Source organism: Trichococcus sp. K1Tr, from assembly GCF_028309625.1.
In the GTDB taxonomy this organism is placed as follows: Bacteria; Bacillota; Bacilli; order Lactobacillales; family Aerococcaceae; genus Trichococcus.
The window spans coordinates 163,676-179,449 of record NZ_JAQMHR010000001.1 but is presented as its reverse complement, the minus strand read 5'-3'; the positions used below and the strand labels follow the sequence as shown (position 1 = coordinate 179,449).

General features: G+C 49.2%; 10 protein-coding genes. 2 read left to right on the top strand and 8 right to left on the bottom strand.

Annotated elements, in window-relative coordinates:
- Positions 1-152: 152 nt before the first annotated feature.
- Complete coding sequence (gene udk, locus PH235_RS00880) at positions 153-770, bottom strand: uridine kinase (protein ID WP_086627909.1); 618 nt, start codon at positions 768-770, stop codon at positions 153-155.
- 144 nt (positions 771-914) lie between these two features.
- Positions 915-1,853: an AEC family transporter gene (locus PH235_RS00875; RefSeq protein WP_272160601.1), complete on the bottom strand. Its 939-nt coding sequence runs from the start codon at positions 1,851-1,853 to the stop codon at positions 915-917.
- Between the two features lie 221 nt (positions 1,854-2,074).
- On the opposite strand from PH235_RS00875, the gene PH235_RS00870 reads away from it, so the two are divergent.
- Both PH235_RS00870 and PH235_RS00865 read left to right on the top strand, forming a co-directional pair.
- The gene (locus tag PH235_RS00870; RefSeq protein WP_272160600.1) at positions 2,075-2,794 is read left to right on the top strand and encodes an IS1096 element passenger TnpR family protein; all 720 of its coding nucleotides are present in this window, start codon (positions 2,075-2,077) and stop codon (positions 2,792-2,794) included.
- A gap of 251 nt (positions 2,795-3,045) precedes the next feature.
- Positions 3,046-4,017: a hypothetical protein gene (locus PH235_RS00865; protein ID WP_272160599.1), complete on the top strand. Its 972-nt coding sequence runs from the start codon at positions 3,046-3,048 to the stop codon at positions 4,015-4,017.
- A 73-nt stretch (positions 4,018-4,090) separates the two neighbouring features.
- Here the strand turns inward: PH235_RS00865 and PH235_RS00860 are convergent, their stop codons facing one another.
- From PH235_RS00860 to PH235_RS00835, 6 genes are all read right to left on the bottom strand, one after another.
- Positions 4,091-4,321, bottom strand: coding sequence for a hypothetical protein (locus PH235_RS00860; protein WP_272160598.1), 231 nt, complete (start codon positions 4,319-4,321; stop codon positions 4,091-4,093).
- 74 nt (positions 4,322-4,395) lie between these two features.
- A complete protein-coding gene (locus tag PH235_RS00855) occupies positions 4,396-5,652 on the bottom strand; it encodes a hypothetical protein (RefSeq protein ID WP_272160596.1) in 1,257 nt (418 codons plus the stop codon).
- 177 nt (positions 5,653-5,829) lie between these two features.
- Complete coding sequence (nifJ, locus tag PH235_RS00850) at positions 5,830-9,369, bottom strand: pyruvate:ferredoxin (flavodoxin) oxidoreductase (RefSeq protein WP_272160594.1); 3,540 nt, start codon at positions 9,367-9,369, stop codon at positions 5,830-5,832.
- A 234-nt stretch (positions 9,370-9,603) separates the two neighbouring features.
- A complete protein-coding gene (locus tag PH235_RS00845) occupies positions 9,604-10,398 on the bottom strand; it encodes a carbon-nitrogen hydrolase family protein (RefSeq protein ID WP_272160592.1) in 795 nt (264 codons plus the stop codon).
- 100 nt (positions 10,399-10,498) lie between these two features.
- Positions 10,499-12,904 carry a L,D-transpeptidase family protein gene (locus PH235_RS00840; RefSeq protein WP_272160590.1) on the bottom strand — a complete coding sequence of 802 codons (2,406 nt, stop codon included), beginning with the start codon at positions 12,902-12,904 and terminating at the stop codon, positions 10,499-10,501.
- A 258-nt stretch (positions 12,905-13,162) separates the two neighbouring features.
- Positions 13,163-15,610, bottom strand: coding sequence for an ATP-binding protein (locus PH235_RS00835; RefSeq protein ID WP_272160588.1), 2,448 nt, complete (start codon positions 15,608-15,610; stop codon positions 13,163-13,165).
- Between the last annotated feature and the right edge of the window lie 164 nt (positions 15,611-15,774).

The window sequence follows — 15,774 nt, the reverse complement described above, 5'->3', positions numbered from 1 at the left end:
ATAAATCCTCCCATTTCAATGCGTGTTCTGCTTTTTGTCAGTAGTATTACTGCATAGGAACACTATATACCATTTCCGTTTTCTTGTCTATTTCTAATGCTTTTTTCATGAAATGTTTTTTTGGGATTTATCTATTGGGAACGTACCGCTCTTTAGACATGGTGATGGCTGTAGTGTTCAACCAAGTCCCCGAGCATATCAGTGGCGATGTCGTTCTGGCCTCCGCGCGGCACGATGATATCGGCCTGGATTTTGGAGGGCTCGATGAAGGCATCATGCATCGGTTTGACGGTCGTCAGATAGCGGGCAATCGTACTCTCATACGTGCTGTTCCGTTCGCGGATATCCCTTTCGATTCTTCTGATCAGGCGAATGTCCGGTTCGGCATCGACAAATATTTTGATGTCTATCATGGATACCAACTTGGGTATGGCCAAAATCAGGATCCCTTCCAGGATGACGACCGGCTTCGACTCGATCGGGGTCGTCTTTTTCGAACGCGCTTGCAGACCGAAATCGTAGATTGGCGCCTCGATGTCTTGTCCGGAACGGAGTTTTGCCAAATCAGCTATCAACAATTCGTTATCGAAAGCATTCGGGTGATCGAGATTCAGGTTTTCGCGCTCAATTGCGCTCAGATGCGTTTGATCCTTGTAGTACCAATCCTGCGACACATAGACGACATTGCCCTTGCCCAGTCTTTTCGCGATTGTCTTTGCAACGGTTGTTTTGCCGGCTCCCGAGCCTCCGGTAATCCCGATGATGATCATCTTTATCGTCCCCCGTCATATGTGATGGTTGTGTTCCTTCTACATCCATTATAAGCTTTCACAGGAGCTTAGGCGAACGCGAATGGATAAAAAAGGAAACAAGAATTTGCTTCAGCGGCAGGCTCTCGTTTCCTTACATTGTATTCAAATCAAAAATAATGATTTCAGGACCGTTATGAACACAACCAAGCTGAACATCGAAAAGATGGTAGTGAAAACGACGATTTGACTCGCCAAATCCGGGTCCCCGCCCATCTGTTGCGCCATCGTGTAGCTGGATACGGCTGTTGGACCGCCCAGCATCGTCATCATCGGCACCAAATTTTCTCTGGTCAATCCGTAGAGGACAGCCAGCGTCAGACCGATTATCGGGATCAAAACCAATTTGAAGAATACAGTCATCGCCAGTTGGAGCCGCGCATTATTCAAGGCATCAAAGCGGAAAGTACCGCCCATGACAATCAGCGCTAACGGTGTGACCAGCCCTTTGATGCCGCTCAGCGTATCGTCGAGGAACAGAGGGAATTTCAATCCGGAAAGGCTGATCAGGATCCCTACCATCGTACCGATGAACATCGGATTCTTAAGGATATCCAAGAGGATGCGACCGGGTTGGATTTTATGATCCGAATAGATGGAAAGCGCCACGACGGACAGAACATTATTCAAAGGAACGATGACCGCAATCAGTATCGATGTCATCCCCAACTGGCTTTCCGACAACAACGAAGTAGCAATCGGCAACCCGAACAGGACAAAATTGGAACGGAATGTCCCTTGCAGCATCACCCCGCGTTTGGCATTGTCCTTTTCGATCCGCGGAATGAATAAAGCAAAAAGCAAGAAGAAACTTAAAGTAAGTCCGACAGCGAAAAAGAGCACATCCACTCTGAAGGTGCTTCTGACATCCGCTTCGTAAACGTTCATAAGGAGGTTGATCGGCAAAAAGAACCGAAAAATGGCATTATTCAATTTTTGATAAGTCATGCCGTCCAACAGCTTGGCCCGCAATAATCCTTGTCCGATCAACATGTACAACAATAAAGGCATAACTGCATTCACCGCAATGGAAAAATTCCCCAACTGATCCTCTCCGTTTCTGAAAGAAAAATTAATGATGATTTAGTAATTTGATGAAATCAAAGCTGATTCAAACGACAATATCAGTGTACCATAGATTTCTAATGATGGAATATTGATTGCTCGACCTTTGGACTTTCGATTCACAATCTGTGCGTTATTCTTTGCTCGCACCGTTGAGAAAGGGTTATACTTAAGTAAAGCAGAGAACAGGGGTGGTCAAGATGATTTATGAATTCAGGATTGCTGTCCGCGACATCGGCGTGCCAATTTGGCGGGATATCCAGGTGAACAGCGATGAGACTTTCTACGACTTCAACAGCATCATCCAAGCAGCATTCAGTTGGAGCGGGTTTTTCGAACACCGTTTTGAAATCACGCGCTCCGGGGGCACAGACCTACTTCCCATCATCATTGAGGAGACACCGTTGGACACCTTGGAAGATTATACGGACGAGAGCGACCTCAGGGAATATTCCGATGAGGAACGTGAAGATGTGGATGAAATCGAAGAAAATGACTACGACTATTACGATGAAGACGACAGCGCGGAAAATGAAGACCAAACGCTGCAGAAATTTTTCACCGATATCGATGATGCGGCGACCTACATCTATTTCACGGATGCCGTCATTGAAGTGGATATCCACCTCACGGAGATGGTTGTGCCGCGAGAAGATTGTAGCTATCCGATTTGTGTAGCCGCGGAAAATGCCAGTCCCGACGAAATGGAAGACCGCACCACGATTCTACAGAATCGGGATAAATTGAAACTGACGGACACACAAGAGTTGATCCGTTTGATCAACTTCGCATTATCCCAGTTGGGCGACTCGGATATTTTCGACACGGAATATGAAGACTTTGGGTCAGAATATGCGATCGATGCAAGCTGGGATGATGCATTGCCTGATGAAACGGAAGATTCGCCGCCCAATTATTGAACGTTCAAAAAATTACAGCAGGCCACCCGTAAAAAGTGGTCTGCTGTTTCTGTGTCAATTGTTATTTTATACGCGCTCTATCTCAAACAATAAATTTTCCCGGTCATACTTTCTTAACAAAAGAATCGTCATTCCGAAACAAATCCATCATAAATCTGTGTTATGATGTCGATTGAATGCTCCTGAACAACAAAAGCAGTTTCTTAGCAACGGTTGTTCTGAGCAAATTGACATATGCAAGGGGGATTTGTATGACCTACCCGATCATCATCGCTTTTCTTCTTGTCCTGACGTTTATCCATATCATGAAAAAACGCAACGGCAAGGCAGCCAGATTTCCATTCACATCAGTATTTCTCGGCGTACTATTCGGATACCTACAGCAGGCTACTGCTATCGGCAGCATCAGCGGCATTCCGGACCTTGGTTTTTACCTTTCGCTCGCATTTTTAGGCCTAGCCACTCTCAAGGTCCTGGTTGGAAAAAGCAAGCAGAAACGCGAAGCGAATGCCCGATTCCGCAGCGGCGTATCCGGCTTGATCCTGGGGACCGGTTTCCTCTATCTGCACAACCAAACAGCCAGCGATCAACTCATAGCTGCCAGAACAGGCATTTCTGATTTGACACTCTATTTGGCCATTGGCTGTTACGCTCTGGCGGCCCTGTCCTTTTCAGCCAACTTGAACAAACTCCTGAAGAAGCAAGGAACTCATTTTAGAAACGGTGTGATCGGCGCGCTGTTCGGCACAGTTTTCCTTTTTCTGGATACACAAACGCTGGCCGGCGACTTTTTAGCGAACACCACCGGGCAGAACGGCCTGCTTCTGTACGCCGCACTCGTCAGTTATGCGATTGCCGTCTTCAGCATGCTTATGGAGGGCAACAAACGCTTAAAAGTGACCAGCGGCAACAGCAAACGGGCGATTCTGTGCGCAGGTTTTGGGGGATTGTTTAGATACATCCATCTCCGGACAACGCTGGATGACCTATTGGGTGTTTCCGGTTGGATGGGCACCCTTTCGTTCGGTCTCTTCATCGCAGCCGCAGTTTTTCTGGCGCTGGACCTATTAAAATCCGGAAATTTCAAAGCCAAGAAGCGCGCTGCTGTAAAGTCGGCCAAACAAACGAAACCTGTCTTCTCAGCGGAACAGCCAGTTCCTGTAGAAAACGTGGATGCAAACGGCCTCTCGCGGTCTGAATACAGACGCAAACAAAACAGCTAAACAGCGCAAATCATTACCTTCCCAAACGAAAAAAGCAGCGAACTCTCTTATTGATGAGGGTTCGCTGCTTTTTTTAATCCTCGTCCTTGATATCGGGATCTTCCGGCAGAGGCGTGTTCATATAGGCCTCCAGTTCGTGTTTGTACTTTTCCCTTTGTTCAATGAAAAAATTGAACTGATCGCGGTTCAGCAGTATGTCATCATCCACGCAAATTGTGCGGATTTGGCGCTCGCGGATCAAACGCTGGATTTCGCTGATCGGCACTTCCAGATAATCGGCCGTTTCTTGAATATTCAGGTACATAATAACACCTTCCATAAAGCTCATTTCATTCATTTTACACCAATTCCGGGAATTTCGGAAAATTTTCTGTCCTATCATCGCAGGCGATTGATGTCGGGATTGAAGTAGTTTTTCCGCTTTACCCAGACCGGGCCGTCGCCTTTCGTGATCAGGAGCACATCAATCGGTCCGCCGACCGTTTCCATGGAAAAGGAAATTTTCCCTTTGAAGGAAGTGATGTTGACCAACGTTTCCGCAATCAGAGCAAGTTCCTCCTTAGGCATCGAATCGATCGTCATCAATACGGGGGTCAAATGCCGTTCCTGTTTCATATTGTCGAAGGCATCCAGACCCGATTCGACCAGCATCGCCTTCAGTTTGTTGATTTCCGGGGCGTCGCTTTCCTTCAACAGCTTTTTCTCCGTCAGTTCCGAAATGAGTTTTTCAAGTGTGGCCCGGAGCAGTCCCCCGAGGTCGGCCTCCAAATCCGGCGCTATGCCGTTTATGACAGTATGGACCATATCCTGTTGCGCAAACGGGACAATGGCCGAGGAACATCTGTCTTCGGCGAAGTCATTCATCACGATTTGCCTGACAACAAGCCGTTTCTTGATCACTTTATCGACGACGCCGGATATGTCGTATTGATAGATGCTGGGGAATAGTTCATCGTAGCCGAATCCGCCGATAACCAAGCCGGAGTACGTGTCGGGATAGTAGCTGTCGCTATATACGTAATTCCTCACGATTTTGTAAAGATCCGCCTTGAATTTATCGTAGAGGTTCAAGCCCAGGAATACGGTATCGAAGAGCTCCTTGAAGACCTCATCCATTTTCTCCCCATATCGGTCGGAGAAAACTTTTATCGGCGCTTTTTTGGTGATACTTTTCATTTTTTCGCTTTCTTTCAGCAACGCCGGAATCTTTTCTTCGACAGCTTTTTGGTAATCCGCCAAAGTGAATGCCCCAGGGGATGGTACATAAGTCGTATTCTCCAAAATATAGCTGACATTCTCCGCATACCCGATGATGAGCACTTCGGTATAGATCGAGGAGTAGATTTCATCCACACTCTCAAGATAATTGAAGAATTCCGTGCAGTAATTCCAGACCGAATCCAAGGGGCGGGCACCTATTTTCTGATGGAAGCCTTTTACGATAATTTCCCAAGGAATCCCCATAAATTGAACATTCCCGAACATCATGATGCCGATCGAGTGGGTCGGTCCGAGAGAAAAAATCTTATTGCCGGAATTGAAAATTTTCATTTGTTCGCTGTTCCCCATCGTAAGAGCTGAATCAGCCGCCAGGACCAATCCGTTCGCATTCAATATCCCTACTTCTGCCGTCATGACGTTTCCTCGCTTCCTTAATAAACCCTTTCACTAAAAAGCGCTTTCTTTCCTCCATTATAGCCTTCCCGGTCGCTTTTCTCAAAACATTACGGACGCAGTCGTACCTTTGGAGGATTGCCTAAACGCAAAAAGAACCAGTCGCCACAATTAAGGGAAGACTGGTCCGGGTTGATGCTAGTCAGTATAGGAATTCAAGCGTTCATAGGACTGATAACGGTCTTTTGCTGCCAGGAGGCTTTCGTCGAAGATCGCCTGCACATGCGCAGCATCATACAGGTTATACAATGAAGAGTAGCGGACTTCCTCCATCAGGAAATCCTGGAAACGTTCAAACTGCGGTTCTTTGGAATCCAATTTGAATGGGTTTTTCCCTTTCAGTTTGTTTTCCGGGTGGAAGCGGTAAAGATGCCAATACCCGACATCCACAGCATCTTTTTCGTGTTCCTGCGATACGGTCAACCCGCACGTGATGCCGTGGCTGATGCATGGCGAGTAGGCGATGACGATGGAAGGACCATCGTAGGCTTCCGCCTCGGAGATGACTTTCAGCGTATGCCGCGGATTCGCGCCCATAGCAATCTGCGCGACATAGACGTACCCGTAATTCATCATCATCATGCCCAGGTCTTTTTTGCGGACGGATTTGCCGCCGGAAGCGAACTCGGCGATGGCACCCAGGTTGGATGATTTCGAGACCTGTCCGCCTGTGTTGGAATAGACTTCCGTATCCAGCACGAGGATGTTCACATCTTCCCCGCTCGCGAGAACATGGTCGATTCCGCCGAAGCCGATATCATAGGCCCAGCCGTCGCCGCCGATCATCCAAGTGGAGCGTTTCATCAGATAGTCCTTATAGCCAAGCAGATTGTTTACCGATTGTTGGATCTCCTGATCCGTTGTGTCCGCAGTTTCCAAAGCCTTGATGTACGCTTCGGCTAATTTGCGGGCGCTGTTTTTGTCGTTGAATCCCTCAATCCAGGCTGTAGCGGCCGTTCTGAGCGAATCATCGATCTGCAGGCTCAAGAGCTCCCCTGTCAATTCCAGTGTCCGTTGGCGCAGTTGTTTCGTCGCATGGTGCATCCCCAGGCCGAATTCCGCATTATCCTCAAGCAGCGAATTTGCCCATGATGGCCCGCAGCCGGCTTCATTTGTCGTATACGGCGTGGAAGGAGCCGATCCGCCGTAGATGGATGAGCAGCCTGTCGCATTCGCTATCTGCATGCGATCGCCCACCACTTGCGTGACCAGTTTGATGTATGGCGTTTCGCCGCAGCCGGCGCAGGCACCTGAAAATTCGAACAACGGTTGTTCAAACTGGCTGCCTTTCACCGTGCTGATGCCGACAGGATTTTCCTTGTGCGGCAGGCGGATCATGTAATCCCAGTTATTGTTTTCCTCCAGATGATCCTCGCGGTTTTTCATTTCGATCGCTTTTTTGCGGGCGGGACAGGTCAGGACGCAGATGCCGCAGCCCGTGCAATCGGCAGACGACACTTGGATCCGGTATTTGTAGTCTTTGTATGGCCGCATCCCGTCCAGGAATTCCACGCCTTCAGGGGCATTGGCTGCCTCGTCTTCGGTGGCCAGGAACGGTCGGATGGCGGCGTGAGGACAAACGAAAGAGCATTGATTGCACTGGATGCATTCCTCGGGGTTCCAGATCGGAATCTGGACGGCGATTTCGCGTTTCTCGTATTGCGTCGTCCCCTGCGGGAAAGTCCCGTCAGCCCGGTCCAAAAAGGCGCTGACAGGCAATTGGTTGCCTTCCATCCGCTCCATCATGCTGGCGATGTTGCGGACAAAATCCGGGTGGTCATTCAATACCTCCGGCTCATCCTGCGCATCCTTCCAGCTATCCGGGATGCTGATTTTTTGGACAGCTTCCATGCCGACATCGATCGCTTTCTCGTTCATGGAAATGATCGCTTCGCCTTTATGCCCGTATGATTTGCGGGCCGCTTCCTTCATGTACTGCATCGCCTCTTCAGCAGGTATGACAGGCAGGATTTTGAAGAAGGCCGCTTGACAGATCGTGTTGATCCGTCCCCCCAGCCCGATTTCCTTGGCGAGGTTGATGGCGTCGATCGTATAGAAGTCAATCTTGTTTTTTGCGATGTACCGTTTCATCTTGGCAGGCAAACGCATTTCGAGATCCTCGGCGCGCCAATTGGTATTCAACAGGAAAGCGCCGCCTGGCTTCAGGTTCTTCAGCATGTCGTATTTTTTTACATAGGCATGGTTGTGGCAAGCCACGAAATCAGCCTTTTCGATCAGATACGGCTCATGGATTGGCTCTTTGCCGAAGCGCAAATCGGAAATGGTGACCCCGCCCGATTTTTTCGAATCGTAGGAAAAATAAGCCTGTACGTGCATATCGGTATGATCTCCGATGATTTTGATCGAATTTTTGTTGGCCCCAACAGTCCCGTCGGAACCGAATCCCCAGAACTGCGCTTCAAATGTGCCTTCCTGACGGACATCGATCTGTTCATCGATCACAAGCGACAGGTGAGTGACGTCATCATTGATGCCGATCGTGAAGGGATGTTTCGGTTCCTCTTTCTTCAGGTTTTTATAAACTGCGAACAACTGCTCCGGTGTTGTGTCCTTCGAACCCAAGCCATAACGGCCGCCGATGATCATCGGACGGTCAAGGCGATTGTTGAAGGCAGCCACGACATCCAGAAAAAGCGGTTCGCCGATGGAGCCGGCTTCTTTCGTGCGGTCGAGAACAGCAATCCGTTTAACGGTGTCCGGTAAAGCCTTCAAAAAGTGCCCAACGCTGAATGGTCGGTAAAGATGCACATTAAGGACACCCACTTTTTCCCCTAAGCGATTCAGGTAATCAGCTGTCTCGCAGGCTGTTTCATACACGGAGCCCATGCAGATGATGACCCGCTCGGCATCCACTGCACCGTAATAATTGAACAGGCGGTAGTCCCGGCCGGTCAACTGGTTCATTTTTTCCATATAACCTTCGACAATTTCCGGAACAGCATCGTAATATCTGTTTGCCGCTTCCTTGGTCTGAAAAAAGACGTCGGGATTCTGAGCCGTTCCACGCAATGTCGGATGGTTCGGGCTAAGGCTTCGGTCACGGAACGCTTTCAAAGCATCCTGATCCAACATTTCCGCTAGGTCGTCATACGATTGGACCTCGATTTTTTGGATTTCATGCGAAGTCCGGAAGCCGTCGAAGAAATGCAGGAACGGCACGCGCCCTTTGATCGCCGCCAAATGGGCGACAGCTGCCAAGTCCGTCGCTTCCTGTACACTGGAGGATGCCAGCATAGCATAGCCCGTCTGTCTGCAGGCCATCACGTCCGAATGGTCGCCGAAGATGGAAAGCGCATGGCCCCCCACCGCACGTGCGGCAACGTGGATGACGGAGGGCAACAGTTGCCCGGCCATTTTGTATAGGTCGGGTATCATCAGCAACAATCCTTGCGATGATGTATAGGAACACGCCAAAGCCCCCGCTTGCAGCGCTCCGTGAACAGTTCCAGCTGCTCCGGCCTCGGATTGCATTTGGGTCACTTTCACGGTTTGGCCAAAGATGTTCTTGCGGCCCTCCTGCGCCCAATGGTCGACAGCATCTGCCATCGGTGAAGAGGGTGTAATGGGATAAATCCCTGAAATTTCGGTAAAGGCGTAAGATGTATAGGCTGCGGCAGTATTGCCGTCGACAGTCATATACATTTTCTCGTTGGACATAAAGGATTCCTTCTCTCAAATCGTATAGTTCACATACAGCGGGTCATTTTTCTGATGTTTTTCGACCAAAAGTCGCAGAAAATGACGAGCTGGTGCATTCGTGTGATTTTATTATAGCAAAAAAGTAAGTGCTCCGGTACACAAAGAAAGACGTTTATTCCCGAATTTCCGAAAGCTTAAAGGTTCTTTATGCTTTAATCAGCTATTTCATTTTGTATAGTCGCAGAAATCATTTCACTCCGTACCTGGCGGAGTGAGGATAGGAATTTGCCTTCTGACTGAGGCGACACGATCGAGATCCACTGTTACGATCGTCATTTCTTCCTCAAAACCAAGTTGGGCCAGAACGCTTCCCCAGGGATCCGCCACAAGCGAATGGCCGTAGGCATGGTAACTGAAATCGAGATCGCGGGCAGGACTGACCCCCACCATGAAGAGCTGGTTATCGACTGCGCGCGCCCGGAACAGCAATTCCCAATGTGCCGGGCCAGTCGTCATGTTGAATGCGCCGGGCACAATGCAGACAAGCGCTCCTTGTTTTTGGAGCAGCTCCCAGTCGATTTGGAATCGGACGTCAAAGCAGATGCCCAAGCCGAAGAGGCCGAATTCGGTCTGGAACACGCCCATTCCGTCCCCTGGCGTCAGCGTATCGGATTCTCTAAAAGCTTGCCCGCCGTCGACCTGGATATCGAATAAATGCGTTTTGCTGTAGTCGTGGATCTCGTTACCTTGCCGATTGAACGTATAGCTTGTATTGTATATTTTATTTTCCTTGATCTGGGGAATCGATCCGCCGACAACATAGATGGCATTTTCTTTCGCCATCTCCGAGAGCCTTCTGTAGGTTTCCCCGCCTTTCGGCTCAGCGTATTCTCTGAAATAGGCATTATCATAAGGACAATTGAACATTTCCGGGAGCACCGCCATATCCGCTCCACCCTTTGCCGCTTTCTTGACCAATGCCTCTGCCCGTTTTAGGTTCGCTCCCTTATCCGCTGTGACCATCATCTGAAGCAAGGCTATCTCCATCCCCATCACCCTCCTGTTTGTTTTTATCAGTATAACGTTTTACCGACGAAGTGTCACAAAAAGCAGAGACGGCTGAATGGCCCGTCCCTGCTTTTCGATGCTAGTAGACTACGACCGGTGTCCCGACCGGATAACTGTAATAAAGTGTCCGGACCGCTTCATATGGCGTATTGACGCAACCATGCGAACCGTAGTAGAGGTAGATATCACCGCCATAGCCATGCGTCTGCCAAGGCGAGTCGTGCAAACCGACCGAGTTGCCCACAAACGGTATCCAGAAGCTGACGGGCGAAGCATAGTCCTCGCCGATCAGGACGGATGGCGATTGTTTAAACGGCTGGATATAGAACAAGCCTCGCGGCGTGGCGTTATTCGCCGATGGTTTGCCGGTGATGACCGGAGCGGAAACGAGCATCGTCTCGCCTTTATAGGCCCATACGCTTTGTTGGCTCAAGCTGACGATGATGTAGCTGTTGCCGATGTAATAATTGACTCCGGAAATGCTGCGGAAATATCCGTTGATCACTGTCCAGTCCGGCCCTTTTGCATAGGTCGGCAATCCCGAAAGTGCTGCTTTGTCCACCCAACCGATATAGCTGCCGTTCAGGGAAATCAGAACGTAATGACCATCGGCTGATTCCTTTACAGCATCGACTTGCTGACCGACGTAGCTGTCCGTGCTTGTCCGCCATTGGTAGCCAGGATAACCCCAAGGCAAAGTGTCGACTGAAAAACCGGCTTTCGCGATTGTTGGTGAGTAGTTCACGACGGTTCCACCGGAAATATTTTGTGCCTGGGATCTGTAACTGAAATCCCCCAAAGCTTTCTTATCGATCCAACCAATTTTTTTGCCGTTCAGCGAAAGCAGCACGTACAACCCGTTTGCTGTCTCCTTCACCGCCTCAAATCGTTGTCCCAGATAATCCGTCGAAGCTGCCATCTGCTGATAGCCAGCGTAACCCCATGGCAGACTGTCAATCGAATAGCCCGGCGAAGTGATGGCTGCCGTGTAGGCGACAACGACTGCGGAAGCTACATCCTGGACTTTTGCCGGAAGCGCGATATCTGTGAGCGCTCGCTTATCGACCCATCCCAATCGGGTCCCGTTGGAAGAAATCAAAACATACAATCCGTTCGGCGACTCTTGGATTGCCTGGATTCGCTCTCCGGTATGGTTGCTGGTCGTGTCGATTTGCCCGTACCCGGAATATCCCCAAGGCAAGCTGTCGATGGAAAAGCCGGCTACTGCTATAGTTGCTTTATAATCCACTGGTATCCCCGTTGACAGCTCCTGTATTTTGGGCTGGATGTAGATATCCGTCAGTGCCCGTTTATCGATCCATCCCAAGCTGTTGCCGTTCTGTGCGATCAGAGCATAGAGGCCGTTGGCGGTCTCCTTGACTGCCTGTACGCTTTGATTCAAGTAAGCCGAACTTGTTGTCATTTGAGCATATCCGGCATAGCCCCACGGTAAACTGTCGATGGAAAAGCCGGCTGCACCGATTCGGGCAACATAGTCCACCGTCAGCGCTGAGGCAATATCCAGCACTTTAGGCGGACTGTAGATGTCCGACAGAGCGCGCTTGTCGATCCAACCCAAGTTTTCGCCATTGAGGGAAATCAACACGTACTGCCCATTTGCGGTTTCTTTTTCAGCCTGTATTTTCTGATCCAAATAAGCTGTGCTCGTTCCCATATACATGTAGCCAGTGTATCCCCAAGGAAGACTATCAATCGAAAAATCTGTCCCGCTGATACGTGCAGTGTAATCAACGGCAATCGCTGAATCAAGGTCCTGTACCTTAGGGATGATGACAATATCGGATAAGGCACGCTTGTCGATCCAACCCAACTTTTCTCCGTTCAGCACTGCCAATGCGTAAAGACCGTTCTGCGATTCTCTGATCACCTCGATTTTTTGACCTACAAAATCGTTCGTCATGTAGCGGAATGCATAGCCTGAGTAGCCCCAAGGAAGACTGTCGAGCGTAAAGTCCCCTTTTGCAATGACAGCTGTGTAGGAAACGGCAACGTCAGAAGGACTTTCCATCACTTCAGGGAGTGACGTAACAGCCGCTGCAGTAATTCCCACTGCGGGTGCAGACTCAAGCGGAGTATCAGCGCTTGGTTGAGGGTCGGCTTCGGTAACATCTGGTATCGATCCGGTCACCGGAGGAATGTCCTCGTTGCTTGCAGGCACCACTTCTTCAGGTGCCTCCGAAGTGTTATCCGATGGCGCAACCTCTGTAAGGTCCGGTGTTCCAGTCACCTGCTCTTCTGGCGGAACATCAGCAGCTTTGTCTGTATACTCGTTGAGGATGGATGATTGCTCAATTATATCCGGTGTTTCAGTTTGGGAAGACGCACTCCCGCTGGAACTGCTTGCATTCGTGTCGGTAGTTTCCGCAAAAACTGAGGGTGCCGGTGCCGCAGTCAGCATGGCTGCAGACAGACCGCAAACCATAATGGCACACCATTGAGATTTGACTTTACGTAATTTTTTCATGACTTACCCCATCAATCCATTCGATATTGTAAAGGCTTACATTTTTACGCAAAAATTTGAGGCCGGCGATTCGAAAATCATCTTTATACTTCTAGTATATCAATATATTTTGTATCTTCAATATATTTCATCAAATTCCTGCCTTTTATTGAAAAATTGGCTGCCGGACACATCAAAAGAGCCGAGCTGAAACCGATCGGCTCCCTGCTCAACTCTTCCTTTCAGCTAAATACACGAGTACATTACGGCAAGGTTACATCATTCTAAGTCGTACTCGTCGCTGCTGCTGTTGCCGTACCGGCCACTTGCAGCCTGAGCGGCTTCAATGCTCTTGTTGTATTTTTCCAGTTTCAGATGGACTTTCTGGAAAACGCTTCCTTCCGTGAAATTTCCGTCCGATTCGCGTTTCCCGCAATCCATTCCGGTCAACAGTTCGATCCCTTCCGCGACTGTTTTGACGGAATAGATATGGAATTTGGCAGCATTCACTGCCTCGATGATTTCCTCCTTCAGCATCAGATCGTCCACGTTTTGATTCGGAATGATGACCCCTTGCTCTCCGGTCAAACCTTTCGCCTCACAAAGATCGAAAAAGCTTTCGATTTTTTCGGTGGCGCCGCCGATCGGTTGGATTTCACCCTTCTGATTGATGGAACCCGTGACAGCAAGATTCTGCTTCAGCGGCGCATCAGCAAGGCTGGACAGGAGCGCATACAGTTCAGCACTGGAGGCACTGTCTCCGTCGACGCCTCCGTAATTCTGTTCAAAAGTCAATTGGGCGCTCATTGCCAGCGGTTTTTCCTGGGCAAACTGCCCGCCGAGAAAGCCAGCCAACGTCAGTACTCCTTTTGAATGGCTGCTGCCGCTCATTTTGGTTTCGCGCTCAATGTTTGTTACTCCGTTAGAACCGATATAGGTACGGGCTGTGATCCGCGTCGGGTGGCCAAAAGCGTATTCTTCGGTCTGGATGACCGAGAGGCCGTTCACTTGACCGATGACCGTATCCTGAGTATCGATCATGATCTTGTCCCTCAATAACATTTCCTGGAATTTTTCCTCGATCATATTTGCCCTGTATTTCCTGTCAGCAAGAGCTCTTTTCACGTGAATATCCGAAACCATCGTTGCCCCCTCGTATTTGGCGATGGCGCTGGATTCATGGACAATCTCCGTAATTTCGTTGAATTGAGTGGATAATTTGGTCTGGTTGCCCGCAAGGCGTGATCCGTACTCAATGATTTTGCCTAAGCCGCTGCGGTCAAAATGGAGTATTCCGGTTTCCTCGCAAATTGAGCTGATAAATGAGACATATTTTCTGATATTCTCTCCATTGCGGTCCATACTGATATCGAAATCGACTTTTACTTTGAAGAGTTTCCTGAAATCTTCATCATAGGTCAGCACTTTGTAGAATATCGGACTACCGATCAAAATGATTTTGACGTTCAATGGAATGGTCTCTGGTTTCAGCGTTACGGTCGGCACGTAGCGGTACTGCTCGCCGATGTTCTCGATCAGGGCTTGTTGATGTTTCAACACCTTTTTCAGGGCATCCCACATGAACGGATCGAACAGGACATCTTTCGCCTGCAGCACCAGATACCCGCCGTTGGCCTGATGGATGGCACCGGCCTTAACCATCGTGAAGTCTGTCGTCGTGTACATGAATTGGTTTTTGTATTCGATTTTCCCGAAGATATTGTAATAATTCGTAAAAGGCTCGATGATCGCTGGGGCGCCTTTGCTGTTTTCATTGTTCACAAAGAGGTTGACTTTGTATTTTATGAAGGGATCACCGTCGTTTTCCGGCAGTTGAAAAGGATTTTGCGCTTGCGGTGCATCGGCCAAACGAAAAATGATGTTGTTTTCGGTGATATCCGTTTGCACTTTGTCGAGGTAATCCTGGATTTTTTCCGAATATGCGTATTTTTCTTTTAATCTGGCGATGGGAGGTTCCGTCGCAAACCGGGTTATCTGCCTGTCCAATTCCTTGAGCTGTTTATCGGCCTCTTTTTCGAGCGCGCGGGAACCGCGGATGATTTCATCGAGCCTCTTTTCAAGCTTGTAGGTATTCTCATCAATGATTTTGCGTTCATCAGCCGAAAGAGCTTTGTATTCTTCTGGGGAAAGCTGCTTGCCATCCTTGATCGGAATCAAGGCCACGCGTCCAGGTGCTTGCCTGACGACGAATCCCGCATTGAGGGCTTCCTGTTCGATGCTCCGAAAAACAGCATCCACCTTTTCCTGGACGACTTGGATGATGGTACCTTTCTGTTGATCATAATCACTGCTCTCGAACGTTTTCGGAATGAGGCTGCGCATGTCCTCTACGAACTCGGTCATGTCATTACGGAATATTTTGCCTTGCCCAGCAGGCAGCGACACTGCAATCGGTTTGTCCCGATCGGTAAAATTATAGATATAGCACCAATCATCGGGCGTGTTGCCTTTCTCGGCCAAACTGGACACTACGGTCTGGACGTAGGTGCTCTTTCCGGTTCCAGGCGGGCCGGAAACGAAAATATTGTAGCCAGGCACAGTCATTCCCAACCCGAAGTCCAACGATTTCACGGCCCGATCCTGCCCGATGATGCCCTGCAAGGGAGGGACATCCCTGGATGATTCGCAAAAATTCAGTTCGCCGGTATGCAGATAGCTCCAGCGCAGCTTCTCGACCGGAATACGGTATTTTTCTTCAAGTGACATGCAAAGGACTCCTTTACTGTTGGATTGCGCTATTTGAGCCGGCAAAAGTCATCTCCTGACGCCGAATCGTAAGCGCTGTCAATCTCCAACTCTATTGTATAACAATTTTGCTGGGATGTGGAATGTTTTCCTTTTTGATTTGATTATTACACCAGTGATTATTT